Origin of the sequence: Methylohalomonas lacus (assembly GCF_024808875.1) — a bacterium.
Taxonomy (GTDB): domain Bacteria; phylum Pseudomonadota; class Gammaproteobacteria; order Methylohalomonadales; family Methylohalomonadaceae; genus Methylohalomonas; species Methylohalomonas lacus.
In genome coordinates this window covers 60,708-84,361 of sequence record NZ_JANUCT010000008.1, presented here as the reverse complement: position 1 = coordinate 84,361, position 23,654 = coordinate 60,708, and the positions used below count along the sequence as shown (strand labels likewise).

The 23,654-nt window shown below is 61.4% G+C and carries 24 protein-coding genes and 1 pseudogene; 16 read left to right on the top strand and 9 right to left on the bottom strand.

All coding sequences use genetic code 11. The features are described 5' to 3' along the window. The first annotated feature begins 49 nt into the window (after positions 1-49). The 9 genes from J2T55_RS07170 to J2T55_RS07130 all read left to right on the top strand — a co-directional run bounded on the left by J2T55_RS07170 (position 50) and on the right by J2T55_RS07130 (position 10,168). Positions 50-928 carry an NAD(P)-dependent oxidoreductase gene (locus tag J2T55_RS07170; protein ID WP_259055276.1) on the top strand — a complete coding sequence of 293 codons (879 nt, stop codon included), beginning with the start codon at positions 50-52 and terminating at the stop codon, positions 926-928. A gap of 186 nt (positions 929-1,114) precedes the next feature. Next, the gene (locus J2T55_RS07165; RefSeq protein ID WP_259055274.1) at positions 1,115-2,089 is read left to right on the top strand and encodes an ABC transporter ATP-binding protein; all 975 of its coding nucleotides are present in this window, start codon (positions 1,115-1,117) and stop codon (positions 2,087-2,089) included. A gap of 2 nt (positions 2,090-2,091) precedes the next feature. Beyond that, complete coding sequence (locus J2T55_RS07160) at positions 2,092-2,826, top strand: ABC transporter permease subunit (protein WP_259055189.1); 735 nt, start codon at positions 2,092-2,094, stop codon at positions 2,824-2,826. Positions 2,827-2,832: 6 nt separating this feature from the next. Then, on the top strand, positions 2,833-4,701 hold the full coding sequence (locus tag J2T55_RS07155) for a Gldg family protein (RefSeq protein WP_259055187.1): 1,869 nt from the start codon (positions 2,833-2,835) through the stop codon (positions 4,699-4,701). A 13-nt stretch (positions 4,702-4,714) separates the two neighbouring features. Further along, a complete protein-coding gene (locus tag J2T55_RS07150) occupies positions 4,715-5,815 on the top strand; it encodes a DUF4340 domain-containing protein (protein WP_259055185.1) in 1,101 nt (366 codons plus the stop codon). A 77-nt stretch (positions 5,816-5,892) separates the two neighbouring features. Beyond that, positions 5,893-6,816: a glycine--tRNA ligase subunit alpha gene (gene glyQ, locus J2T55_RS07145; protein ID WP_259055183.1), complete on the top strand. Its 924-nt coding sequence runs from the start codon at positions 5,893-5,895 to the stop codon at positions 6,814-6,816. Then, positions 6,813-8,900 carry a glycine--tRNA ligase subunit beta gene (gene glyS / locus J2T55_RS07140; RefSeq protein ID WP_259055180.1) on the top strand — a complete coding sequence of 696 codons (2,088 nt, stop codon included), beginning with the start codon at positions 6,813-6,815 and terminating at the stop codon, positions 8,898-8,900. Before glyQ ends, glyS begins: the two co-directional genes overlap by 4 nt. Positions 8,901-8,903: 3 nt before the next feature. Next, positions 8,904-9,443 (top strand): HAD-IIIA family hydrolase, encoded by a 540-nt coding sequence (locus tag J2T55_RS07135; RefSeq protein ID WP_259055178.1) that lies wholly within the window; start codon positions 8,904-8,906, stop codon positions 9,441-9,443. A gap of 8 nt (positions 9,444-9,451) precedes the next feature. After that, a complete protein-coding gene (locus J2T55_RS07130) occupies positions 9,452-10,168 on the top strand; it encodes a lysophospholipid acyltransferase family protein (RefSeq protein ID WP_259055176.1) in 717 nt (238 codons plus the stop codon). A gap of 260 nt (positions 10,169-10,428) precedes the next feature. Here J2T55_RS07130 and folD read toward each other — a convergent pair whose 3' ends face one another. Next, positions 10,429-11,307 carry a bifunctional methylenetetrahydrofolate dehydrogenase/methenyltetrahydrofolate cyclohydrolase FolD gene (gene folD / locus J2T55_RS07125; protein WP_259055174.1) on the bottom strand — a complete coding sequence of 293 codons (879 nt, stop codon included), beginning with the start codon at positions 11,305-11,307 and terminating at the stop codon, positions 10,429-10,431. A gap of 140 nt (positions 11,308-11,447) precedes the next feature. Beyond that, positions 11,448-11,588 (bottom strand): annotated as a pseudogene (locus J2T55_RS13235) (sterol desaturase family protein); the annotation flags it as partial. Between the two features lie 290 nt (positions 11,589-11,878). On the opposite strand from J2T55_RS13235, the gene hemB reads away from it, so the two are divergent. From hemB to J2T55_RS07105, 3 genes are read left to right on the top strand one after another with little or no spacing between them, the layout of a single operon-like run. Continuing rightward, the gene (gene hemB, locus J2T55_RS07115; protein ID WP_259055170.1) at positions 11,879-12,880 is read left to right on the top strand and encodes a porphobilinogen synthase; all 1,002 of its coding nucleotides are present in this window, start codon (positions 11,879-11,881) and stop codon (positions 12,878-12,880) included. Then, positions 12,877-13,239, top strand: coding sequence for an MliC family protein (locus J2T55_RS07110; protein ID WP_259055168.1), 363 nt, complete (start codon positions 12,877-12,879; stop codon positions 13,237-13,239). The genes hemB and J2T55_RS07110 overlap by 4 nt, the downstream gene beginning before the upstream one ends. Next, positions 13,236-14,396 carry a sensor domain-containing diguanylate cyclase gene (locus tag J2T55_RS07105; protein ID WP_259055166.1) on the top strand — a complete coding sequence of 387 codons (1,161 nt, stop codon included), beginning with the start codon at positions 13,236-13,238 and terminating at the stop codon, positions 14,394-14,396. The genes J2T55_RS07110 and J2T55_RS07105 overlap by 4 nt, the downstream gene beginning before the upstream one ends. Here the strand turns inward: J2T55_RS07105 and J2T55_RS07100 are convergent. Further along, complete coding sequence (locus J2T55_RS07100) at positions 14,359-15,081, bottom strand: ABC transporter permease (RefSeq protein ID WP_259055164.1); 723 nt, start codon at positions 15,079-15,081, stop codon at positions 14,359-14,361. The two genes, J2T55_RS07105 and J2T55_RS07100, sit on opposite strands and share 38 nt — an antisense overlap. A gap of 95 nt (positions 15,082-15,176) precedes the next feature. Between J2T55_RS07100 and J2T55_RS07095 the strand changes: the two genes are divergently transcribed. Both J2T55_RS07095 and J2T55_RS07090 read left to right on the top strand, forming a co-directional pair. Continuing rightward, positions 15,177-15,599 carry an HIT family protein gene (locus J2T55_RS07095; protein ID WP_259055162.1) on the top strand — a complete coding sequence of 141 codons (423 nt, stop codon included), beginning with the start codon at positions 15,177-15,179 and terminating at the stop codon, positions 15,597-15,599. 14 nt (positions 15,600-15,613) lie between these two features. Next, on the top strand, positions 15,614-16,246 hold the full coding sequence (locus J2T55_RS07090) for a DUF2238 domain-containing protein (RefSeq protein WP_259055160.1): 633 nt from the start codon (positions 15,614-15,616) through the stop codon (positions 16,244-16,246). 62 nt (positions 16,247-16,308) lie between these two features. On the opposite strand, the gene fae is transcribed toward J2T55_RS07090, so the two are convergent. Beyond that, a complete protein-coding gene (gene fae / locus J2T55_RS07085; protein WP_259055157.1) occupies positions 16,309-16,860 on the bottom strand; it encodes a formaldehyde-activating enzyme in 552 nt (183 codons plus the stop codon). Between the two features lie 208 nt (positions 16,861-17,068). Here fae and J2T55_RS07080 point away from each other — a divergent pair, with 208 nt between their 5' ends. Together J2T55_RS07080 and J2T55_RS07075 are read left to right on the top strand one after the other, a co-directional pair. Further along, positions 17,069-17,776 (top strand): DUF484 family protein, encoded by a 708-nt coding sequence (locus J2T55_RS07080; protein WP_259055155.1) that lies wholly within the window; start codon positions 17,069-17,071, stop codon positions 17,774-17,776. Between the two features lies 1 nt (position 17,777). Continuing rightward, positions 17,778-18,464, top strand: coding sequence for a haloacid dehalogenase type II (locus J2T55_RS07075; RefSeq protein WP_259055153.1), 687 nt, complete (start codon positions 17,778-17,780; stop codon positions 18,462-18,464). Positions 18,465-18,466: 2 nt separating this feature from the next. On the opposite strand, the gene J2T55_RS07070 is transcribed toward J2T55_RS07075, so the two are convergent. The 5 genes from J2T55_RS07070 to J2T55_RS07050 all read right to left on the bottom strand — a co-directional run bounded on the left by J2T55_RS07070 (position 18,467) and on the right by J2T55_RS07050 (position 23,642). Next, positions 18,467-19,747, bottom strand: a complete 1,281-nt coding sequence (locus tag J2T55_RS07070; protein ID WP_259055150.1) for an NAD(P)/FAD-dependent oxidoreductase — start codon at positions 19,745-19,747, stop codon at positions 18,467-18,469. Then, positions 19,740-20,126 (bottom strand): c-type cytochrome, encoded by a 387-nt coding sequence (locus tag J2T55_RS07065; protein WP_259055149.1) that lies wholly within the window; start codon positions 20,124-20,126, stop codon positions 19,740-19,742. The genes J2T55_RS07070 and J2T55_RS07065 overlap by 8 nt, the downstream gene beginning before the upstream one ends. 163 nt (positions 20,127-20,289) lie before the next feature. Continuing rightward, complete coding sequence (ntrC, locus tag J2T55_RS07060) at positions 20,290-21,693, bottom strand: nitrogen regulation protein NR(I) (protein ID WP_259055147.1); 1,404 nt, start codon at positions 21,691-21,693, stop codon at positions 20,290-20,292. 7 nt (positions 21,694-21,700) lie between these two features. Continuing rightward, the gene (glnL, locus tag J2T55_RS07055; protein WP_259055145.1) at positions 21,701-22,762 is read right to left on the bottom strand and encodes a nitrogen regulation protein NR(II); all 1,062 of its coding nucleotides are present in this window, start codon (positions 22,760-22,762) and stop codon (positions 21,701-21,703) included. A 205-nt stretch (positions 22,763-22,967) separates the two neighbouring features. Then, on the bottom strand, positions 22,968-23,642 hold the full coding sequence (locus J2T55_RS07050; RefSeq protein WP_259055143.1) for a DUF4124 domain-containing protein: 675 nt from the start codon (positions 23,640-23,642) through the stop codon (positions 22,968-22,970). Positions 23,643-23,654 lie beyond the last annotated feature (12 nt).

The window sequence follows — 23,654 nt, the reverse complement described above, 5'->3', positions numbered from 1 at the left end:
CATTCACCATTCACTAATTGCCAATTAACCAGTTAACCAAGCAACCATGATAAAGACCGGTGTCATCGGCCTAGGCGCAATGGGCGCGCACATGGCCCGTAACCTGCACGCCAACGATTTGCTCGCCGCGGTCTGGAACCGCAGCCGCGACAAGGCCGAGAGCCTGGCCGGTGAAACCGGCTGCCAGGTGGCCGACAGCCCGGCCCAGCTGGCCGAGCTGTGCGACGTCATCATCACCTGCGTGTCGCGCGATGACGACGTCCTCGACGTTGTCGACCAGCTGCTGCCCGGCATCCAGCCCGGCGGCGTGGTCGCCGATACCTCGACGGTCAACGCCAGTACCGCGCAGACGGCGGCGGCGCGGCTTGCCGACGCCGGCGGCTTCTTTCTCGACTGCCCGGTTTCCGGCGGCGTCGAGGGCGCGCGCCAGGGCACGCTGGTAACCATGGTCGGCGGCGACGTCCAGGCGCTGGAGCGGGCGCGGCCGGCGTTGGAGGCGATCGCCGGCAATGTCATTTACATGGGCGAATCCGGCAGCGGCCAGGCGACCAAGGCCGTCAACCAGCTGATGGCCGCCGGTATCAACCAGGCGGTCACCGAGGCGCTGGCCTTCGGCGAGAGCCTGGGACTGGACATGGACAAGGTCGTCGACGTGGTCTCGGCCGGAGCCGCCGGTAACTGGTTCGTCGAGCATCGCGGCAAGACCATGCTCAAGGGCGTATTCGATCCCGGCTTCAAGCTCGGCCTGCATCACAAGGATCTCGGCATCTGCCGGTCGATGGCACTGGAGAAGACCGGTATCAGCCTGCCGCTGGTGGAAATGACGCTGATCCACTACCAGAAGCTGATGGACGAGGGCCACGCCGACGAGGACATCTCGGCATTGTTCCGGCTCAAGCAGCGCCAACACCTGGAAGGCCCGAAGTAAGCGGACGGCTGAACTCGCCAGCCGGTCATCGGTCTATTGCTGTTTGACGGGGTCGGCGCAATGTGCAGAATGAGCGCACCCCGTACAGATAACCTACAGTTTTTACAGTCCAATCACTGGCAATAAATACAATAACCGGAGCCAGCGGCTGGTCGGTACGACCGGCTTAAAAGACTAATGACGACCCTGATCGAAGTCAGCGAACTGCACAAGCGTTTCGGCATCCTGCATGCCGTGAATAATGTGTCGTTCAACGTACAGCGCGGTGAAGTGTTGGGCTTTCTCGGCCCCAACGGCGCCGGCAAGTCCACGACCATGAAAATGATCACCGGCTTCCTCGAGCCGACCGGCGGCACGATCCGGGTTGCCGGCCACGACGTGCAGGACGAACCCATTCAGGTTAAAAGGCGCATCGGTTACCTGCCGGAGGGCGCGCCCAGCTATGGCGAGATGACGGTGCAGAGCTTCCTCGAATTCGTCGCCGAAGTCCGCGGCGTGCCGAGAAGCCAGCGCCAGGACCGCATTCGTGACGTCATCGACAAGATTCACCTGGAAAGCGTCGTCGAGCAGACCATCGAAACCCTGTCCAAGGGTTACAAGCGCCGTGTCGGTATTGCACAGGCGCTGCTGCACGATCCAGAAATCCTGATCCTGGATGAACCCACCGACGGCCTCGATCCGAACCAGAAACACGAAGTACGCCTGCTAATCCAGGAAATGGCTGCCGACAAGGCGATCATCATTTCCACGCACATACTTGAGGAAGTCGACGCGGTCTGCTCGCGTGCGGTGATCATTGCCGCCGGACGGATACTGTTCGACGGCACGCCGACCGAACTGCAGGCCCGCTCGGACATGCACAATGCCGTCACCCTGATCGTCGACCCGGCCACCGCAGCCGCGGCCGAGACGGCGCTCAACGGGCTCGACGATGTCGAACGCGTCGAGCGCATCGCCGAACAGGGCGACCAGGTCACCCTGCTGGCGGTACCGCACGCCGGCCGCGAGATCATCACCGCGATCGGCGAGACGATTCACCGCAATAACTGGGCGGTGCAGTCGCTACGGGTCGAATCCGGCCGCCTGGATGACGTCTTTCGCCAGATCACGATGCCGCACAGTACCGAGGGACAACGCGAATTCAGTAACCGGGCGGCCTGACCATGAACAATATCTTTGCCATTTTCAAACGCGAATTCGTCGGCTATTTCGCCACGCCGGTCGCCTACGTTTTTATCGTCATCTTCCTGTTTCTGACCGGCGTTTTCACGTTCTACCTGGGCTCGTTCTTCGAACGCAACCAGGCCGATCTGCAGCCGTTCTTCAACTTCCATCCGTGGCTGTACCTGTTCCTGATCCCGGCGATCGCCATGCGCCTGTGGTCGGAAGAACGCAAGAGCGGCACCATCGAACTGCTGATGACACTGCCGCTATCCACCGCCCAGGCGGTCATCGGCAAATACCTGGCGGCCTGGGCCTTCAGTGCGGTTGCCCTGGCGCTGACATTTCCGATGGTGCTGACGGTCAATTACCTCGGCGATCCGGACAACACCGTCATCGTCGCCGGTTACATCGGCAGCCTGTTGATGGCCGGCGGCTTTCTCGCCATCGGCTCGTGCATCTCGGCCCTGACCAAGAGCCAGGTCATCGCCTTCGTCGTCAGCGTGGTTATCTGCTTCCTGTTCCTACTCAGCGGCTTTCCGCTGGTACTGGATTTCTTCAAGGGCTGGGCGCCGCAGGCCATCGTCGACGTAATCGCCTCGTTCAGCTTCTTCACGCATTTCGATTCCATCAAGAAAGGCGTGATTGATGCCCGCGACATGATCTTCTTTACCACGCTGATTGCTTTCTGGCTGTACGCCAACGTTGTCACCATCGAAGCCAAGAAAGCGAGCTGATTGACCATGCGTAGCAAACAATTGTCATCCGGCACCGGTCTCGTCCTCGCGGCGTGCCTGTTCATCTCAATCAACATCATCGTCAATGCGACGCTGACAAACTGGCGCGTCGACCTGACCGAGAACGATCTTTACACACTCTCCAACGGCACACTGAACATCCTCGACAACATCGACGAGCCAGTCACGCTACGGATGTACTTTTCCCGCGACCAGCTGCTCGGCTACCCGCAATTACTGAACTACGGCGTGCGCGTGCGCGACATGCTGCGCGAATACGAGGCGCACTCCGACGGCAAGCTGCATTTTGAAGTGGTCGATCCGAAACCGTTCACCGACCTTGAGGACCGCGCCGTTGCCGATGGCGTGCGCAGCGTACCGGTGGGCAATTCGGGTGAGCAGGCCTACTTCGGCCTAGTCGGCAGCAACTCCATCGACGACACCGAGGTCATTCCGTTCTTTTCCCCGAGCCGCGAAAGCGAACTCGAGTACGAACTGTCGAAGATGGTCTACAAACTCGCCAACCCGGATCAGCAGGTCGTCGGCGTGATCGGCGATCTGCCCCTGTTCAAGGGTGAAGGTGCCGGCGGCAACGTCGCCTGGCCGATCATTCGCGTAATGCGCGAGTTCTTCGATGTGCGTGAACTGGCGACTGATGCTTCCTTCATCAGCAATGACATCGAGGTGCTGATGGTCGTGCATCCGAAGAGCCTGCCCGAAGAAACGCTTTATGCCATCGATCAGTTTGCCCTAGACGGCGGCAAGCTCATGGTGTTCGTGGATCCCTTCGCCGAGGCCGATAAATCGCGTCCCGATCCGCAAAATCCGCGTGCGATGCCGGATCGCGATTCCGAACTGGCAACCCTGTTCGACCCTTGGGGTATCCGTATCCCGGAAGACAAGATCGTCGGCGACATGGACAACGCCATCCGCGTGCAGCATCGCGGCGAGCGCGGCACCCAGGAAGTCCCCTACCTGCCGTGGCTGCAGCTGGGCGAGGACACCATCAACCGCGAGGACTTCATCACCAGCCAGCTCAAGCGGGTCCAGCTCGGCACCAGCAGCTATATCGAGCTGGCCGATGACTCGCAACTGTCGCTGGAACCGTTGCTGCAGACGTCGACGCAATCGACGCTACTGGAACGCGATCTGATCCTGCTGCAGCGCGATCCGAACGTCATTATCGAAAACTTCGCAGCCAGCGGGCGTAACTTTACGCTGGCGGCCCGCATCAGCGGACCGATCAAGACCGCCTTCCCGGACGGACCGCCGCGGACTGAACAGCGCCGTCGCGATGACGAACAACGGGAGTCGCTGAGCGAGGGCGAGCTCAATGCCGTCGTGGTTGCGGATACCGACATTCTCAGCAATCGCTTCTGGATCCGCGAAAGAAGCCAGTACGGCATGCAGGTACCAGAACCGATCGCCGACAACGGTGACTTCGTCGTCAATGCCCTGGACAACCTGTCGGGCAATACCGACCTCATCAGCCTGCGCAGCCGCGGCACCTTCGATCGGCCGTTCGAGGTGGTCGAGCGCCTGCGCCGCAACGCCGAAGCGGAATACCGCGAACGCGAACAGCAGCTGCAGAGCAAACTGCAGGAGGCACAGTCACGCATTGAGCAGCTGCAACAGGAACAGGGCGTTTCCGGGCTCATCATGAGCGAGGAACAGGCCCAGGCGATCGAGGAATCGCGCCGCCAGCAGCTTGAAGTCCGCCAGGAGCTGCGCGAAGTGCAACACAACCTGCAAAAGGATATCGAGCGACTGGCGTCACGCCTGCGTTTCATCAACATCGGTCTGGTCCCGTTGCTGATCGCCTTCGTTGCCATCGGCGTCGGCCTGTACCGTACCTACATTCGTCAACGCCGTTGAGTGGAGCGACCGCATGAATCGCAATAACCTGATCGCGCTCGCCGCCATTACACTGACCGTGGTCATTGCGGCGGCAGTCGTCGTCAGCAAGGACCGCGCACCAACTTCCATGAGTCATGAGCTGCTGTTCCCGGCGCTGGTCGACAACGTCAATAATGCCGCCACCATCAATCTGACCAGCAACCGCCACAAGACCATTCTCGAGCGTGACGGCGAAACCTGGTACATCGCCAACAGCGACGACTACCCGGCGCTGTTCGACAAGGTGCGCTCGCTGCTCATCAACCTCAGCGGCCTGCGTACGCTGGAACGCAAGACCGGCAACCCCGAGTTGTACCACCATCTGAACGTGCGGGATCCCTCCCAGCCGGACAGCAATTCCGTACGCGTGCAGGTTACCGATGCCGACGGCAAGACGCTGGCCGATGTCATTCTCGGCAAGGCGCACATGAGCAAGGCCAGCAACATGCAAACCGGTGTTTACGTGCGTAAACCGGATGCCGAGCATGCCCTGCTGGTCGAGGGCCGGGCACCGGCATCAGCCGAAAAGACGGAGTGGTTCAATCCCGACATACTGGATATCGCCTCGGAACGCATCAGCGAAGTGGTCATTCGCCACCCCGACGGCGAAACGCTGCACGCCGTGCGCAATTCGCCGGGCGGCGGTTTCGGTCTCAGGAACCTGCCCGCCGATCGCAGCATCCAGTCACGCACGGCGCTGAACCGTTTCGGCTCGGTACTGCAACGCATCAGTGCCCGTGATATTCGCGCACTGGAATCATTCGATTTCGCCGGCGACACCATCGAAACCACAGTCCGTACTTTCGATGGCCTGGTTGTGAAGGTGCGCAGCCGCAGTATCGAGGATCGGCATTACGCTAACTTCCGTTTCAGCTATGACGCCAATGCAGCCGAAGCCAGCGATGACGACGCCCTGGATCAACTTGTTCAGGCAGAGGGCGAAGCCAGCCTGGCGGAGCAGCCTCTGTCGGTGGAAGCCGAAGCGCGCGATCTCGACCAGCGCCTGTCCGGCTGGGTCTACCAGATCCCGAGCTTCAAGTACGACGTGCTCACCGCAGTGCTGGATGACTACACCCGCGTGACCGACGACTAACTGAACGGAACTTTTTATCTGCAGGCCCGGCTCGGCTATACTGCCGGGCTTGGATTTCAGCCCCCAGATTCAGACTCATGCCGGCAGAACTGGCGTCCGCGCCGAAAGATTTTCAGACCCTCATCCTGCGCCTGCAGCAATACTGGGCCGAGCGCGGCTGCGTCATCCAGCAGCCGTACGATATGGAAGTCGGCGCCGGCACCTTCCACGTCGCCACGTTCCTGCGCGCCATTGGCCCGGAACCCTGGCACGCCGCCTACGTGCAACCGTCACGGCGGCCTACCGACGGCCGTTACGGTGACAACCCGAACCGGCTGCAGCACTACTACCAGTTCCAGGTGCTGCTGAAACCGTCGCCGGCCGATATCCAGGAACAGTATCTCGGCTCGCTGCGTACGCTCGGTATCGACCCGCTGATCCACGACATCCGTTTCGTCGAGGATAACTGGGAATCGCCGACGCTGGGTGCCTGGGGACTGGGCTGGGAAGTCTGGCTGAACGGCATGGAGATCAGCCAGTTCACCTACTTTCAGCAAGTCGGCGGTCTCGACTGCAAACCGGTCGCCGGCGAGCTGACCTACGGCCTGGAACGCATTGCCATGTACCTGCAGGAAGTCGATAGTGTCTACGACCTGGTCTGGAGTGACACACCGGCCGGGGTCGTCACCTACGGCGACATCTATCACCAGAACGAGGTAGAGCAGTCGAAATACAATTTCGAGCAGGCCGACACCACCAGTCTGTTCGGCTGGTTCGACAACTGCGAAAGCGAGTGTCAGCGGCTGCTCGACAACGATCTGCCACTGCCGGCCTACGAGCAGATGCTCAAGGCCTCGCACACCTTCAACCTGCTGGACGCACGCCGCGCCATCTCCGTGACCGAACGCCAGCGCTACATCCTGCGCGTGCGCACCATGGCACGCGCCATCGCCCAGGCCTACTACGATCGCCGTGAGGCGCTCGGTTTCCCGCTTATCAAGAACGAATCGGAAGTCGTATGAGTGCTAGGCAACCGGATCTGCTGGTCGAGATCGGCACCGAGGAACTGCCGCCCAGGGCGCTGGCGTCACTGGCGGTCGAATTTCACGATCGCCTGCAGGCCATTCTCGGCGATGAACTGAAGCTGCATGATACCGGTGCCGGCAAGAGCCGTTACTTTTACTCGCCGCGGCGGCTGAGCGTCATTATCGAAGGCCTGCGGCCGCAACAGCCGGACCGCCAGGTGGAAAAATACGGCCCGGCCCTGAACATCGCCTACGATGATGCCGGCCAGCCGACCAGGGCCGCGACGGGCTTTGCCCGTTCCTGCAACACCACGGTGGATCAATTACAGGAAAAGGACGGCAAGCTGTATTTCGCCATCACCGAGCCCGGCAAGCCGGCCGGCGAACTGATCCCGTCGGCCATCAACGACGCACTGGCCAGGCTGCCGATCCCCAAGCGCATGCGCTGGGGTAATGGCACGCACGAGTTCGTCCGGCCGGTACACTGGCTGGTGGTGCTGCTGGGCGAGCAGCTGATCGATTGCGAACTGCTCGGCATCAAGAGCGATCGCTTCACCCGCGGTCATCGCTATCATCAGCCTGAACCGATTGAGCTCGCGTCAGCCGCTGACTATGTCAGCGCCCTGCAGCAGGGCCGGGTATGGTTGAACGACAGCGAACAACAGCTCAACCAGGTGATCAGCGAAAAGGTCGCGATTCTGGCCGAACAGGTTGGCGGCCAGGCGCTGAACAGCGCGCCCGACAGCGACCTGGTCGCCGAGGTTGCGGCGCTGGTGGAATGGCCGGTACCGCTGCGCGGCGAGTTCGACCCGCAGTTCCTGGAACTGCCGGAAGAAGTGCTGATCGCCACGCTGGAAGACCAGCAGCGCTATTTCGCGATACGGGAACACGATACCGGCAAACTGTTGCCCTACTTCATTACCGTGGCGAATATCGAAAGCCTCGATCCGGAGCAGGTGCGCAAGGGCAACGAACGCGTGATCGTGCCGCGCCTGTCGGATGCCATGTTCTTCTGGCAAACCGACCGGGCGCAGACGCTGGCCAGCCGCATGCCCGCGCTGGACAGCATGACCTTCCAGAAACGGCTCGGCAGCCTCGGTGACAAGATGAAACGCGTGGCGGAACTGGCCGCCACTATTGCCACCGATATCGGTGGTGACGCCGACAAGGCGCGCCGTGCCGCCGCTCTTGCCAAGTGCGACCTGGTCACGCAGATGGTCGGCGAATTCCCGGAACTGCAGGGCGTCGCCGGCGGCTACCTGGCGACCCACGACGGCGAGGACGCCGAAGTCGCCTGCGCCATCGGCGAGCAATACCGGCCGCGCTACGCCGGCGACGCACTGCCGCAGACCGCCAGCGGCCGGGCCCTGGCCATCGCCGACAAGATCGACACGCTGGTCGGCATTTTTGCCATCGGTCAGGCGCCGACCGGCGAGAAGGACCCGTTCGCGCTACGCCGGGCCGCGCTGGGCGTACTGCGCATCATCATCGAGGGTGAACTGAATCTGGACCTGAAAGCGACGTTGGCCACGGCCGCCGAACAATTTGCCGATGACATCGATGCCGAAACCGCCCTGACACCGGTATTCGAGTTCATGATGGAACGCCTGCGCCGCTATTACCTCGACAACGGCGTCAGCAGCGACAGCTTCGAGGCGGTGCTGGCCTGTCAGCCGACCCGGCCGCTGGAATTTCACCAACGGCTGCTGGCGGTCCAGGACTTCCGTCAGCTGGCCGCGGCCGACAGTCTCGCTGCCGCCAACAAGCGCATCGGCAACCTCCTCAAGCAGGCCGACGGCGTCGCAACCACGCTCGACGCAGCTGTATTGGAGGACGCCAGCGAAAAGCACCTGGCCGCGCAGCTCGAACAACTGCAGCGCGAAATCGAGCCGTTGCTGGCCACCAACCAGTACGCCGCCGCGCTCACCGCGCTGGCCGGACTGCGTGACAGCGTCGATGCATTCTTCGATAATGTCATGGTCATGTGTGACGATCCCGAACTGCGCAGCAACCGCATCGCCCTGCTCGCCAGCCTGAGCGCGCAATTCCGGCGCATTGCCGATATCTCACGTCTGCAATAGACCATGCCCACCGTTATCCTCGACCGCGACGGCGTCATCGGCGAAGACACGGATGGCATCCCCTCGGTCGCCGAATGGCAGCCGCTGCCCGGCAGCCTGCAGGCCATCGGCCGTCTGTCGCAGAACGGCTATCGTGTCGTGCTGGTACTCAACCAGGCCGAACTCGCCGGGCGCAAATTCAGCATCGAGGATTTCAACGCCATCAACCAGAAGATGATGAGTCATCTGGCGCAGTTCGGCGGCCAGATCGAGGCGATTTTCTTCTGTCCCTGCAGTTCGCGCGACGCCGACTGCAACTGTCGCAAGCCGAAGCCCGATATGCTACTGAATCTTGCCGGCCGCCTGCGTATCAACCTGGAAGGCGTGCCCTGCGTTGGCGACCGCATCAGCGACCTGCAGTCCGCCCGCGCCGCCGGCGCCCAGCCCATACTGGTCAAGACCGGCCGCGGCGCCCGGATCGTCAACGACAACAAGGTGCCAAAAGACGTGCCCGTCTACGAGAACCTGGCCGCATTCGTCAACGACCTGCTCGGCAAGCACTGAACACGCCCATGCTGGCCGCATTCCGGGCAACGCTCTTTTATGGCGGTATCACCGCCGCCATGCTGATCTACACACCGCTTAGCCTACTCATCCTGCCGCTGCCCTACCGGCTGCGCTATCGCATCGTCACCCAGTGGACCCATTTCGCCCTATGGTGGCTGAAGGTCACCTGTGGCCTGGATTTCGAGGTGCACGGGCGCGAGCATCTCCCGGACAGACCGGCGATCGTGATGTGCAAGCACCAGTCGGCCTGGGAAACCATGGCCATCCAGTTGATCATCGATGCCCCCCAGGTGTTTATCCTGAAAAAGGAACTGCTCTGGATCCCGTTGTTCGGCTGGGGGCTGGCCTCGTTACGACCGATCGCCATCGATCGCCGCAACGGTTTCCGCGCCACGCGCCAGATCGTCGAGCAGGGTAAAAACCGGCTGGCGCACGGCAGCTGGGTGGTCGTCTTTCCGGAAGGCACGCGGGTGGCGCCGGGGGAAAGCGGCAAGTATCTGCCGGGTGGCGGCATGCTCGCCGAGGCCGCGGACCGCCCGGTCGTGCCTGTCGCTCACAACGCCGGCCATTACTGGCCCAAGAACAGTTTTGCGAAAAAGCCCGGCACGATTCAGGTCGTCATAGGCCCGCCCATAGAAACCGACGGCAAAACCGCGAAACAGATTACGCAGGAAGCAGCGGCATGGATTGAAAGCCAGAGTCGGGCGTTGGTAGCTGGGTGATTGGTGACCGGTAATTAGTAATGTCCGACTCTTGTGGGAACACATTGCAATCCGCGATTTTTCAGATCATGTTTCGCCGACTGAAGTCGACTTCCACGGCAGTGGTTAATTGGTTATTGGTGTTCAATTTTTCCGTGACTCGGGAACATTGGCAGTAACGCTTTTTGAATCAACCAATAACCAGTCACTAATCACCAATAACTAATCGGTTGATTCACCCCCACAGGAGTCCATCCAGCTCCCGGCCCCGCGATCACGGTTCACGTATCCTGTAACTTGCCCGACCCCAGACCGCTCAATCTTTCTGCCGCCAGCACGGTATTGGCCACCAGCATGGAAATGGTCATTGGCCCGACGCCGCCCGGCACCGGCGTGATGTGACCGGCTTTTTCCTTCACCGATTCGAAATCGACGTCGCCGACCAGCTTGCCCTCATCGGTGCGGTTGATGCCGACGTCCAGCACCGCCGCGCCTTCCTTGACCATGTCGGCCGTGATCAGGCCGGGCCGGCCGACGGCGACGACGAGTATGTCAGCCAGGCGGGTATAAAACGCCAGGTCGCGTGTCTTCGAGGTGCAAATGCTCACCGTTGCGCCCTTGTGCAACAGCATGAGCGCCATCGGTTTGCCGACGATATTGCTGCGACCGACAACGACGGCATTCTGGCCCTCGATCGGGATGTTGGTGTGCTCGATCAGGCACTGCACACCATAGGGCGTGCACGGCGGGAATACGGTATTGCCGGCCACCAGCGCGCCGAGGTTGTAGAGATGGAACCCGTCGACGTCCTTTTCAACGTCGATGGTTTCCAACACCTTGTCGTCACTGATGTGATCCGGCAACGGCAGTTGTACCAGAATGCCGTGAATGTCCGGATTGGCATTCAAATCCTGGATCTGTTTCAGTAGCATCGCCTCGGTAATGTCAGCCGGCAGTTCGTGAACCTCGGAATGCAGGCCAACATCATGACAGGCGCGGACCTTGTTGCGCACATACACCTTCGAGGCCGGGTTGTCACCGACGATAATCACCGCCAGCCCCGGTAGCACACCCTGCGCCTTCAGAGCGTCAGCGCGCTTTTTCCACTCACCGCGTACCTGCTCGGCAATCGCCTTGCCGTCAATAATTTGTGCCGTCATCTGTCTGGGTCTCCCGAACTGTTGTCGATGGTTCTCTGCGGCGTACCGACGCCACTGTACTCAAAAACGGCGGCGCCAGCAGCCTGTGCAACCCGCGCGCCGATCGCGTTAAATGTCCAGGCCGAGCGTCAATGGTCTTGGCCGGCGCGCGGCTGATCGCGACAGGTACCGAACAGCCATTCCCAGCACGGCAGGTTGAAGCCGAAGTTGCTGTCGGTTTCAATCCGCTCCACCGAGTGATGCACGCGATGCATGCCCAGTGTAACCTCAATACGCCGCAGGCACGGGGTATCCAGGCCGACCAGCAGCAGGTTATGGCCCCGGCCGCCCCGCCGTCCGCCGGAGCAACGCCTGTTCGAAGCAGCACCGGCCGGCACATACGCCGATGCGGAGCATTGCTTCAGCCGCCATTATGACACTCGCTGGCATATAAGCCGGACTTTCCCGGGGTCACTCCACGGGACACGTTAAAGTTCGGGCGCTGAACACGTTATAATCTTTGCTCACAGGGCCATCATATCAGCCAGCCGTTGAACCACGTCGACTCACAACCTCCAGGACAGACATGCCTATGAACCAGTCCGGCCATTATCCGCGCAGCCGTCCGCGACGCATGCGGCGGGACGAATTTTCCCGCCGTCTGATGCGCGAGCATCGCCTCGATGTCACCGACCTGATCTATCCGGTGTTCGTGCTCGACGGTGACGATCGCCGCGAGGCGGTCGCCTCCATGCCCGGCATAGAACGCCTGAGCATCGATCAGTTGCTGTCCGAGGCGGATACCATCGCCCGCCTCGGCATCCCGGCGCTGGCGCTGTTTCCGGTCATAGACGCCGGCCAGAAGAGTGCCGACGCCGCCGAGGCCTGGAACCCGGACGGCCTGGTGCCGCGGGCCGTGCGCGCCCTGAAGCAGGCGCAGCCGCAGCTCGGCGTCATCACCGACGTGGCGCTCGATCCCTACACCAGCCACGGCCAGGACGGGCTGCTGGATGACGCCGGCTACGTCGTCAACGACGCCACCGTCGACGTGCTGGTCAAGCAGGCGCTGTGCCATGCCGCTGCCGGTGCCGACGTGGTCGCACCGTCGGACATGATGGACGGGCGCATCGGTACCATCCGCCAGGCACTGGAACAGGCCGGTCACGTCAACACGCGCATACTCGCCTACGCCGCCAAGTACGCCTCGAGCTTCTACGGCCCGTTCCGCGACGCGGTGGGCTCGGCGACCAGCCTCGGCCAGGCCGACAAGTTCAGCTACCAGATGGATCCGGCCAACAGCGACGAGGCCCTGCGCGAGGTGGCACTGGATATCGACGAGGGCGCCGACATGGTCATGGTTAAGCCCGGCCTGCCGTATCTCGACATCGTCTACCGGGTCAAGAAAAACTTCGCCATGCCGACCTATGTCTATAATGTTTCCGGCGAATACGCGATGATCAAGGCGGCGGCGGCCAACGGCTGGCTCGATGAAAAGGCCTGCGTACTGGAGGCGTTAACGGCCTGCAAGCGCGCCGGCGCCGACGGCATACTCACATACTTTGCAAAACAGGCGGCCCAATGGTTACAGGAATGAAACGCGGCGGGATACTTTGTCTGACCCTGCTGGCACCGATCGGCTGCAGCAGTGACCCAAAACTGATCGATACCGAGGAACTGCTCAACCAGGCGCCACAGTCCAGTGAGCAACGCTACCGCTGCGACGACGGCACGCAACTCGATACCCGCTACGAACAGGCCAACGACGAGATGGTGGTATTTCTGAACCACCGTGCCGTCCGCCTGACGCGCGAACGCGCCGCCTCCGGTACCAAATACAGTGCCGACGATATCGTCTTCTGGAACAAGGGGGATCGGGCATCGCTCAGCCGTGGTAATGGCGAGCCGGTGGCATGCCGGGCCATTGATACTGAAGAAGACGCCTCACGATCATGAGCCTGACCGCCAAAGGCGGCCGCTTCTGGCGGCGTGACCGGGCGCTGGGCATCAGCCTGTTCTACGCACTGTGGGGCATCGGCTGGATCATTGGCACGGATTTCGTGCTCACGCACGTGCTATCCGAGCAATTGGGTGACGGCTGGATTCCGCATGCGATCAAGGGTGTCGGTTTTGTCCTTGTTACCGCCCTGCTGCTGTACTGGCTTATCCGGCATCAGCTGAACGACCTGCAGAATTCACAAAAACTGCTCAAGGAATTCGCCGACAACATCCCGGATATCTGCTGGGTCGCATCGCCGACGGAACCGAAACTGATCTTCGTCAACAAGGCCTACGAGCGCATTTTCGGTCTGCCACGCGAACAGGTACGGACGGATCCCTGGGCCTGGATCGGCGCTGTTGTCGAGGAAGACCGCGACCACGTCAGACAGCAGATAGCAAGCTGGGCCCCTGACAAGGTGCTGGTGTTCGATTTTCGCATCCACAATGCAGAAGGCGAACTGCGCTGGCTGCGGTTTCAGAGCTACCCGGTACTCTCCGATCAGGGCCAGGTGACGAGCCGCGTCGGCATCGCTACCGACGTCACGGAAACACGCACCAAGCAGGCCCAACTGGACTATCAGGCAACGCGTGACGCCCTGACCGGCCTGTACAACCGCGAGGTATTCACCAATCGGCTGGAAGAGCAGGTCATGTCATCAGCCGCGGCGGGTGAACGTTTTGCCCTGTTTTTCATCGACCTCGACAGCTTCAAGCTGATCAACGACGAGTTCGGCCACGAAACCGGCGATCGCGCCATTCAGCATGCCGCCACGGTACTCAACACCGCTGTCGGCGACCATGGCCTGGTGGCGCGCCTCGGCGGTGACGAATTTGCCGTGCTGCTGTCGCGGCATGGCGAAGTTGAACGCTGGCAACAGACTGCCGAGAATATTTTGCAGGCTTTTCGTGACAATCCCTACGACTCCGGCATACCGGTCAATCTGATGGCCAGCATTGGCGTCGCGCTGTATCCAACGCTTGGCGACAGCGCCAAATCGTTGCTGCGCAATGCTGATCTGGCCATGTACCAGGCCAAGGCGAATGGCGGGGGACACTGGCAGCTGTTCGATCCGGCTAACGTTCCGCTGATGAACGCCGGACATGGCCAATAAGCCATAGATAGGCAGCCGTCGCCATACCGGCAGAACCGAATATCATCGTCATCACCACGATCTGGTACTGGGCCGCGATCAGGGGCGACACGCCTGACAGTATCTGGCCGGTCATCATGCCCGGCAGGGCGACGATGCCAACCGCCAGCAGTGTGTTGATCTGCGGAATCATGGCGGCATTCATGGCCGTACGACGCGCTTCCGATTTCTCCTTGTCCTGCTGACATTCAGCCTCGAAACGTTCGGCCGCCAGGCTGATGCTGTTCATGCAGTTGGAAAAAATCATGCCGCCCAGCGGGATCAGGTAAGTCGGTTCGTACCAGCGATCCAGGTTGAATACGAACTGGCTGACGAGGATGAGCGTCGAGACACCGCCGATGATGATGGCCGCACAGACGATCCAGAACAGGTGCCGGTAATTGCGGCTGATCGGTCGCAGGGCGATACCGCTGGCAGCCAGCAGCATGACGATCAAAACGCCGACCACGACCAGCCCGCGTTCCGACTCGAAGATATAGGTCAGCACATAGCCGACCAATAACAGCTGCAACAGCATCCGGCCGCTGGCATACAGGGCCTGGCGTGACGGCAGCGACCACCATTGCATGATCAACCACACCAGCAACACCGGCAGGAAAGCGATCGCCAGGTTAAGTGCCGGTATCGGCTGTACGTCTGCGTTCATCCCTTTACCCGTTGTTGCTTATTTGCATGGATAACTGGTAATCAGCGGCCACTTTCCGCTATTGTTAAGTCATAGTCTGAGCAAAGGCGCCGTCCATGACCAGTCTGCATCCGCAACTCTCGAAAGACTGCCATTACCTGGGCGCCGCCGGCACGGGGACATTATTACTGCATCGCAACGCCAGCCTGCCCTGGTTGATACTGGTCCCCGCCACCGCTGTTGCCGAACTGCACGAACTGGACAGTGCCCATTACCACCAGGTGCTGTCTGAGGTGCGACGCCTGGCCCGCTTCGTCAAGAAGTATTACCAGTGTGAACGCATCAATATCGCCACCATCGGCAATCTCGTGCCGCAGTTGCATATCCATATCGTCGGCCGCAGCAGCGAGGATGCCTGCTGGCCACAGCCGGTCTGGGGCCACTTGCAAACATCGGCGGATTACGCCGAGACCGAGGTGCGCGAGCTGACAGACGCGTTGCTGAAACAGCAACTGCTGCGTGAACCGAGCCCGGCCTAGGGCCGGGATACAACATGCCGGCGCCATCTACACCGTGGTCGTTAATCGCGCCAACCGCATGGCTGCTGGTTTTCGTCGGCGTACTGGTCTGGTCCGGCATTGCGCCCCATGATCGCATCACCTGGCTGCTGGAAGTTCTGCCGGCCATACTCGGGCTGTTGATCATACTGCTGACGCGCCGCAGTTTCCCGCTGACCCCGCTGCTTTACTGGCTGATCCTGGGCCACGCCGTCATCCTGATGATCGGCGGTCACTACACCTACGCCCGTGTGCCGCTGTTCGAATGGCTGCAGCCTATCATGGGATGGGAACGGAACAACTACGACAAGCTAGGCCACCTGGCGCAGGGTTTTGTGCCGGCGATCATCGCCCGTGAACTGCTGCTGCGTTTTCAGGTTATCAACGGTCGTTACTGGCGGGGCTTTATGATCGTCTGTGTCTGCCTGGCACTGAGCGCGTTCTACGAACTGATCGAATGGTGGGTGGCACTGCTCAGTGAGGAAGCCGCCGACAGCTTTCTCGGTACCCAGGGCTATGTCTGGGACACGCAATCGGATATGGCCTGGGCACTGATTGGCGCCCTGCTGGCGCTGGGCCTGCTCGGCCGCTGGCACGACCGGCAGCTTGTGCGCCTTGAAACAGCATAAAAAAAGCCGGCATTGATCGCCGGCCTTTTCGTCTAACCTGACCAATCAACCAGTCAACCCAATCACCAGATCGACTCGCCGGTTTCCGGGTTATACATCTCGTGATGAATCTTGTTGCGGTTGGCGATCAGTTCCTCAATCGACGGCGCGTTGTCCATCGCCCGCTTGACCGCCAGTTTCATCGCCTCGTAGTTGGTACGGTACAGATCCTTGCGGTCCAGGTTCGGATCCTTGACGCATTCCGGGTCGATCCAGAGCATGGCAATAATGCCCAGTTCGTTCACCTGGTCGCGCGGCAGGGTACCATCGATGACGCAATCCAGCACCGCATCGGCCACTGCAGACTGCATCGGGCCACCGAACAGATTGGCGTATTCCATCGACTTGATGGTGACCTTCGGTACCATCAGCGTGGCCGGCTTGACCTGCTGATTCGTTGCGCGCACGGCAAACATGCGGGTATGCCCCTCGGACTGCCCCATCAGGGTGGCAAAGGCGTTACCGACCGGGCCATGCACGCTGCCGAGTACGATCTCGGGCATGGCGTCGGTCAACTGGCCCTCGGCGGCGAAAACCGTGGCTTCGCCGGTACGGAAATTAATAACATCGGACATGGACTAATACTCTCTCGGTTCGGGTGATATTCTGAACGGCGAATTGTAGGGAACCGGTTCCCGGCAGGCAATTGCTCTGCGCTGGCCACCCGACAGGCGGACGCATGGCCGGTTGGCAATTGATTATCAAGCCGCACACGGGTAACAATGATTGCCGGCATCCGCCTGATGCCCGCGCCGACGACTGCCGCAAAACGGGAGATGACCCATGAGCAAGGTGGACAGCAAATGCGCCAGTGCCGAACTGGATGCAGCGCGCGTCGCCGAGTATCTGCGCCAGCACCCGGATTTTCTCAGTAACCGACCCGATCTGCTGACCGAGCTGGAAATTCCGCATGCTACTGCGGCCGGCGTCAGCTCCCTGGTCGAACGCCAGGTGGCCCGGCTGCGCAGCGAGCACCGGCGCTATCGTCAGCAGCTCGACAGGCTGAGTCGCAACCAGCGTGACTTACAGGCATTGTCCAGGCAAGTCCACCAGCTTGTCGTGGCGATGCTCACGGCGGCACAACCCGACACGGTCTGCGACTTCCTTCAGGACTGCCTGCATGACGGCTATGACGCCGACGCCGCGCGCCTGTTCCTGTTTCTCGACCACAACCCGTTCCAGAACCGGCCACTGATCGAAGTCCGTGGCCGTAACGACAAGCTGCGGCTGTTGCTGGCGGAACTGTTCAACCGCGGCCAGCCCCTGCTGGACAGCCTGCAGGCCGAGCACCTGCCGCTGATGTTCGACCGGGCTGCGGCGGCCGAAATGCATGCCAGCGTCCTGTTGCCGATCACCGGCCACCAGTGGGATGGCCTGCTGGCGATCGGCAGCCGCGAGCGCGACCGGTACCGGCGCGGCCCGGAACTGGAACTGCTGGTTTTCCTGGCACGGGTCACCGCAATCCAGCTGGACCGCTGGCTGGAGAACTGACATGTACGAACAGCACCCCCACGCCTGTGTCTTCGACGCCTACGGCACGCTATTCGACGTCCACTCGGCGGTCGCGCGGCTGCGTGATCGCGTCGGTGCACAGGCGGAGGCCGTTTCCGCGACCTGGCGCCAGAAGCAGCTTGAGTACACCTGGCTGCGCAGCCTGATGGGTGAATACGCCGACTTCGAGCGCGTACTGGCCGATTCGCTCGACTACGCCCTGCGCCAGGCGGCTATCGACGACCCGGCGTTACGCACTGACCTGCTGGACGCCTACAACCGCCTCGACTGTTACCCGGAAGTGCCGGGCGTTCTGCGCACGCTCAAGCAGCAGGGCTACGGCGTTGCCATCCTCACCAATGGCACCAGCGCCATGATGCGGTCCTGCGTCGAGCACAGCGGCATCGGCGACTGGCTCGATGACATTCTCACGGTTGACAGCCTGCGCATCTACAAGCCGTCGCCGCGGGTCTATGAACTGGCGGTCGACCGTTTCGGCCCACCGGCGGCCGGCATCAGTTTCCAGTCCGCCAATGCCTGGGATATTGCCGGCGCCGCCTATTTCGGCCTGAGTTGTGTCTGGATCAACCGCCGCCAGGGGATTACCGAGGAACTGCCGGGCAGGCCGCTGCATACTTTAAGCGATCTTGAGGGACTGCCCACGCTGCTGGCGGCGGCCACCGACTAGCTTCAGCCGAAGCTGTCGCGGACGATGCTGGCGTACCAGTCGTGGGCATGTCGGGCCTCCTGCGCACGAACTGATGCCGGCGCGGCCAGCGGGCTAACGCCGCCGGCCCGGTCGATGGCGTTGATTTTACCGTCGCGCACATCGTAGATGCCATTGACGGAGAACCCGTAGTCCGGCGCCGCCATGCTGTAGCAGGTGTTGTGCAGAGACGCCGGCGGCGGCGCCTCATCCGCCAGCAGCGCCACGATGGCCAGGGCACACAGCTTGGCCTCGCTGTTGGCCGCCGAGGCCGATTTCGGAATCGGGTAGGCGATACTGGCATCGCCGATGACATGCACCTTCGGCAGCTGGCTCGACTCGAAGGTATGCGGGTCGATCGGACACCAGCCGCTATTGTCGGCCAGGCCGGTCTCAAGAGCGATGCGACCGGCCTGTTGTGACGGGATCACGTTGGCGACATCGACGCGATGCCGGTCGGTCTCGGTAAACAGCGTATTCGTTGCCGGATCAACGCGCGTAACGGCACCGTAACCGGACACACCGACACGTTCGATCATGCCGGGGTATAGCTGTGCCCAGGCTTCCTCGAAAACATCCTGCTTGGAAAAGGTTTCATTGCCATCGAGTATCAGCACCTTCGAACGCGGCTTGTGCTGCTTGAGGTACCAGGCGATCAGACCGGCCCGCTCGTACGGGCCGGGCGGGCAACGGAAGGGTTTCGGCGGTACGGCGATTGCGACGACGCCGCCGTCGTCCATGGCGCGTAACTGGTCGCGCAGAATGCGGGTCTGACGACCGGCCTTCCAGGCATGCGGCATGGCTGTCACGGTATCGCGGCTATAACCGACCGGCGAATCCCACATGAACGAAATGCCAGGAGAGAACACGGCACGATCGTAGGTCAGCCAGGCGCCGCTGGCGAGCTTGACGACCTGTATGTCGGTATCGATACCGACCGCACAGTCGTGGATGACACGCACACCGTGATCGTCCTGTAGCGAGCGGTAGTCGTGACGCAGCTCGGGTAACGGTTCGATGCCGGCGAGCATCAGATTGCTGAACGGACAGCTCGTATAACGGGCGTCCGGTTCGACCAGCAGCACCTCGATCTTCGGATTCAGCCGGCGCAGGTAGCGGGCGCAGGTCGTGCCGCCGTAGCCGCCGCCGACGATCACCACGCGACCGCCACCGAGACACTTGCAGTCGGCGAACAACGGCGCAGCAGTAACGCTGACCCCCATCGCCGCCAGCGTCTGCAGAAACCGGCGCCGCTGGCTATTCACGCTCAAGCTCCGCGAAATAATCGGCAATGATGTCGATCTCGGCGTCACTGTAGCCACGCGCAATACGGTTCATGATCGTGCCCTGTTTGGTGCCGCGCTTGTAGGCCTGCAGCCTGGCCTTCAGCTCATCCGCCGCGCGCCCGGCAAGCGCCGGAATCTCACCGCTGCCCTGCCCCTCCGGCCCGTGACAGGTGAAACAGTTGAAACTGAGCATCTGGGCTCGACGCAGCCCGGCGTTGTCGCCAGTAGCGTCGTCGGCCTGCACGGCAATGACAACGCCGCACAACATCAGCGTGGCGAGCAGTCGGGGCAGGCAGGTCAACAGGTTGGATTCCGGCACGGGTGCGTATTGTTTTGATGTCAGCCTTGTAGCCGTCATCGTACCGAAAAATCCGGCACAGTGCGCCAGGATGGAAAACAACTGCCCACCGGCCGGGCGGCCGCATCAAAAACAGCGGTTGGCAAATAACGCCGCCAGAACCGGCGCATTGTGGGTAGGCGTGCAGCGATCCGGCCACTGACAGATGTTCAGCGGCGAATGCCTACAGCTCCATGTCGAGTTCCTTGATCTTGCGCGTCAGCGTGTTGCGGCCCCAACCGAGCAGTCTGGCCGCATCCTGGCGCCGGCCGCCGGTCATTTTCAGGGCGGTCTCGATCATGATGCGTTCAAACCGCGGCACGGCATCGTCGAGCAGGTGATCGTTGCCGTTTTGCAGGGTCGACTCGGCCCAGGCTCGCAACATGCTTTCCCAGTCCGCACTGCTGCTGGAGACGGCGGTATTTTCCCGCAGTTCCGGCGGCAGGTCATCAATATGGATCTGCTGGCCCGAGGCCATGACCGTCACCCAGCGACAGAAGTTCTCGAGCTGGCGCACATTGCCGGGCCAGTCCAGTTTATTCAGAAAATCGGCCGTCTCCGGTAACAACTGTTTCGGTTCGACATCGAGTTCGCGGGCGGCGCTTTTCAGAAAATGCTCAGCCAGAACAGTGACATCCGGGCGACGTTCGCGCAGTGACGGCACATGCACGCGAATCACGTTGAGTCGGTGCAACAGGTCCTCGCGGAAACTGCCTTCCTTGACGCGCTGTTCAAGGTTCTGGTGGGTTGCGGCGATGACGCGCACGTCGACCCGGATCGGGGTATGGCCGCCGACACGGTAAAACTCGCCGTCGGCGAGCACGCGCAGCAGGCGCGTCTGCAGTTCCGCCGGCATGTCACCGATCTCGTCGAGAAACAGCGTACCGCCGTGGGCCTGCTCGAAGCGACCGATGCGTTGCGCCGTCGCGCCGGTAAACGCCCCTTTTTCATGGCCGAACAGTTCCGATTCCAGCAGCTCGCGCGGGATGGCGGCCGTGTTCAGGGCAATGAAACGACTGTCGGCGCGCGGGCTGTGCCGATGCAACGCTCGCGCGACCAGCTCCTTGCCGGTACCGGACTCGCCGGTGATCAGCACCGTGAGATTGGAACGCGACAATCGGCCGATGGCGCGAAAGACCTCCTGCATCGCCGGTGCCGACCCGATGATTTCCGGATCGATCGCGCTGCTGTCCATATCCGCGCTGGTGGCCGGTATCTCCTGCTGGCGCACCGCCCGGTTGACCAGGCTCAGCACCTCGTCGACGTCGAATGGTTTTGACAGGTACTCGAAGGCGCCGCCACGAAATGCCGACACGGCACGGTCCAGATCCGAATACGCGGTCATGATGATGACCGGCACTTCCGGTGCCCGCTCCTTGACCGTCTCCATCATTTTCACGCCATCGCCCTCCGGCATGCGGATATCGGAAATGATCAGATCGGGACGTTCGCGTTCCAGTGCAGACAGGACCTCGCGCGGGTTATCGAAACTGCGGGTTTCCAATGACTCCTTCGCCAACGCCTTTTCCAGCACCCAGCGAATCGAGCGATCATCGTCAACGATCCATATTGTCTTGCTTTCGCTCATAAACCGCTCACTCCAATGGGATTGAGATGCCGAATACGGTCTTCCCGTCACGACGCTCATATTCAATCAGGCCTCCATGTTCATGAATCAGGGACTGTGCGATCGACAGTCCCAGGCCGGTACCGTCAGCACGGCCGGTGATGAGGGGATAAAACGCTCCGGCACCGATCTCCGGTGGAATACCGGGACCGTCATCGATTACCTCGATGCGGAAGACCAGCTTGTGCACTTTCTGACCAATGGTGAACAGCCGCTGCGGCCGGGTCAGCAACGTGACCTGGCCCTGCGGCCCGGCGGCCTGCCAGGCGTTGCGAACAATGTTCAGAATCGCCTGGATAAGCTTTTCCCGGTCGGCACTGACTTCCGGCAGCGACGGGTCGTAAACGCGCTCTACGGTGAAGGCACCGTCGGTCTCGGCTTCCATCAGGCTGCAAATGTATTCCAGCACTTCATGAATATTGAGCTGCTCGAAATACGGCTTGCTGTTCGGGCCGAGCATGCGATCGACCAGATTACGCAGACGATCCGCCTCGCTGATGATGATGCGGGTATATTCCTTCAGCCCGTCATCGTCGAGTTCGCGTTCCAGCAACTGCGCGGCGCCGCGCAGTCCGCCCAGGGGATTTTTCACTTCATGCGCCACCGCACGCATCGACTCGCGCGCTGTGTCATGCAGCGACTGCAGGTTTTCCTCCCGCACAATACGTGAATGCATGTGCGTGCTAACCAGTTCCACGATCACCCGCGACGAGCGGGTTTCATTGCTGTCGACGAGCGGTGTGATCATGCAGTCGACAACAAGATTCTTGCCGTCGACGAGCTGCAATTCCATGCCCCACTCGGTGAACGCGTGGTCGGAATCCAGGGCACGCGCCACCGCCTCGGCAAACTGGGGCGCCAGCGGCAGAACCTCGGCCGGCGTCTGGCCCTGCGTCTTGCGTACGCTGGTTGATAGCAGGTTCTCGGCCGCGGTATTGATCGTTTGCACACGCAACTGCGCATCGAACACCAGCACCGCGGTGGTGAGGTTGTCGAAGATCGTCCGTACCAAGGGCAAGGGGCTGGTCATTGTTGAATCATTTTGCACTATTTTAGTGCGTTCGTGCCAAGCGGTCTCGATGGTGTCTCGCGGTCTGTAATAATTAAACATTATTATCAGGCACTTATAAATGTGCCATTAAGGGCATCGAAAGTCATACCAAATAACCAGCAAGATGCAGACCAACTTGCCGGATTGGTGCAAAGGATGGTTGGGCGCCGCTGGCGCCGGGCATTCAGCGTGCCGGCGGACGCGGCGGGTTGGTGGGAGTCGGGCCGGGGTTATTGGGCGTGATCGGATTCTGCCCGGAACTGCTGCCGTCGGGCGGATTGGTCGGTGTCCCCTCCGGTGCCGAGGTGTTAGGCGCCGGGTTCTCGGGCGAATTCTGCAGCCTGGAACGGCGCTGCATGGTGAACTCAGTGCTGTCGGAGCGGGCCAGCTCGTTGCCGCTGGCGTCGAACACGGCTGCAGTCAGATTGTGCGTGCCTCGGTCGATGTTGGCCAGACTGAAACTCGACATGCTGCCGCGCGCGGCTTCCTCGCCATCCAAGTACAGCACGACCTCGTGTCCCTGTCGCAGGTTCGGCTCAAGCGCAATATTAACCGTGATGTTGCCGGCGTTTTCACGCACCGCGCTGTCATGTTCCGGGCTGGCGATGCGCAGGCTGTAAGCGTCACCGGCCTGTTCCTGCTGTTCGCCCTCAGCGGAATCATCAAAGTCCACATCCGGTACCGCCGCGGGCACGGTCGGCACCTGCTTTTTCTCGATCTGCTCGGCGCCAGGCGACGGCTGATCGGAAAAGACGGTATTGCCGTTCTCGTCGACGCTCTTGTAGATCGCTGCCCCCGCAGCTACCGGCAGTAGCACCAGCGCGAGCAGCAATCCCGAAGGAAACAGTAACTTATGCATTGTTTGAGCTTA

Bases quoted from the DNA above. Each gene is read 5' to 3' on its own strand.
- J2T55_RS07110 (WP_259055168.1), top strand. From the start codon at position 12,877: ATGAAACGCGGCGGGATACTTTGTCTGACCCTGCTGGCACCGATCGGC.
- glyQ (WP_259055183.1), top strand. From the start codon at position 5,893: ATGCCGGCAGAACTGGCGTCCGCGCCGAAAGATTTTCAGACCCTCATC.
- J2T55_RS07105 (WP_259055166.1), top strand. From the start codon at position 13,236: ATGAGCCTGACCGCCAAAGGCGGCCGCTTCTGGCGGCGTGACCGGGCG.
- glnL (WP_259055145.1), bottom strand. From the start codon at position 22,762: ATGACCAGCCCCTTGCCCTTGGTACGGACGATCTTCGACAACCTCACC.
- J2T55_RS07065 (WP_259055149.1), bottom strand. From the start codon at position 20,126: ATGACGGCTACAAGGCTGACATCAAAACAATACGCACCCGTGCCGGAA.
- ntrC (WP_259055147.1), bottom strand. From the start codon at position 21,693: ATGAGCGAAAGCAAGACAATATGGATCGTTGACGATGATCGCTCGATT.
- hemB (WP_259055170.1), top strand. From the start codon at position 11,879: ATGAACCAGTCCGGCCATTATCCGCGCAGCCGTCCGCGACGCATGCGG.
- J2T55_RS07075 (WP_259055153.1), top strand. From the start codon at position 17,778: ATGTACGAACAGCACCCCCACGCCTGTGTCTTCGACGCCTACGGCACG.
- J2T55_RS07150 (WP_259055185.1), top strand. From the start codon at position 4,715: ATGAATCGCAATAACCTGATCGCGCTCGCCGCCATTACACTGACCGTG.
- J2T55_RS07130 (WP_259055176.1), top strand. From the start codon at position 9,452: ATGCTGGCCGCATTCCGGGCAACGCTCTTTTATGGCGGTATCACCGCC.
- glyS (WP_259055180.1), top strand. From the start codon at position 6,813: ATGAGTGCTAGGCAACCGGATCTGCTGGTCGAGATCGGCACCGAGGAA.
- J2T55_RS07100 (WP_259055164.1), bottom strand. From the start codon at position 15,081: ATGAACGCAGACGTACAGCCGATACCGGCACTTAACCTGGCGATCGCT.
- J2T55_RS07080 (WP_259055155.1), top strand. From the start codon at position 17,069: ATGAGCAAGGTGGACAGCAAATGCGCCAGTGCCGAACTGGATGCAGCG.
- J2T55_RS07135 (WP_259055178.1), top strand. From the start codon at position 8,904: ATGCCCACCGTTATCCTCGACCGCGACGGCGTCATCGGCGAAGACACG.
- J2T55_RS07095 (WP_259055162.1), top strand. From the start codon at position 15,177: ATGACCAGTCTGCATCCGCAACTCTCGAAAGACTGCCATTACCTGGGC.
- J2T55_RS07050 (WP_259055143.1), bottom strand. From the start codon at position 23,642: ATGCATAAGTTACTGTTTCCTTCGGGATTGCTGCTCGCGCTGGTGCTA.
- fae (WP_259055157.1), bottom strand. From the start codon at position 16,860: ATGTCCGATGTTATTAATTTCCGTACCGGCGAAGCCACGGTTTTCGCC.
- folD (WP_259055174.1), bottom strand. From the start codon at position 11,307: ATGACGGCACAAATTATTGACGGCAAGGCGATTGCCGAGCAGGTACGC.
- J2T55_RS07160 (WP_259055189.1), top strand. From the start codon at position 2,092: ATGAACAATATCTTTGCCATTTTCAAACGCGAATTCGTCGGCTATTTC.
- J2T55_RS07090 (WP_259055160.1), top strand. From the start codon at position 15,614: ATGCCGGCGCCATCTACACCGTGGTCGTTAATCGCGCCAACCGCATGG.
- J2T55_RS07155 (WP_259055187.1), top strand. From the start codon at position 2,833: ATGCGTAGCAAACAATTGTCATCCGGCACCGGTCTCGTCCTCGCGGCG.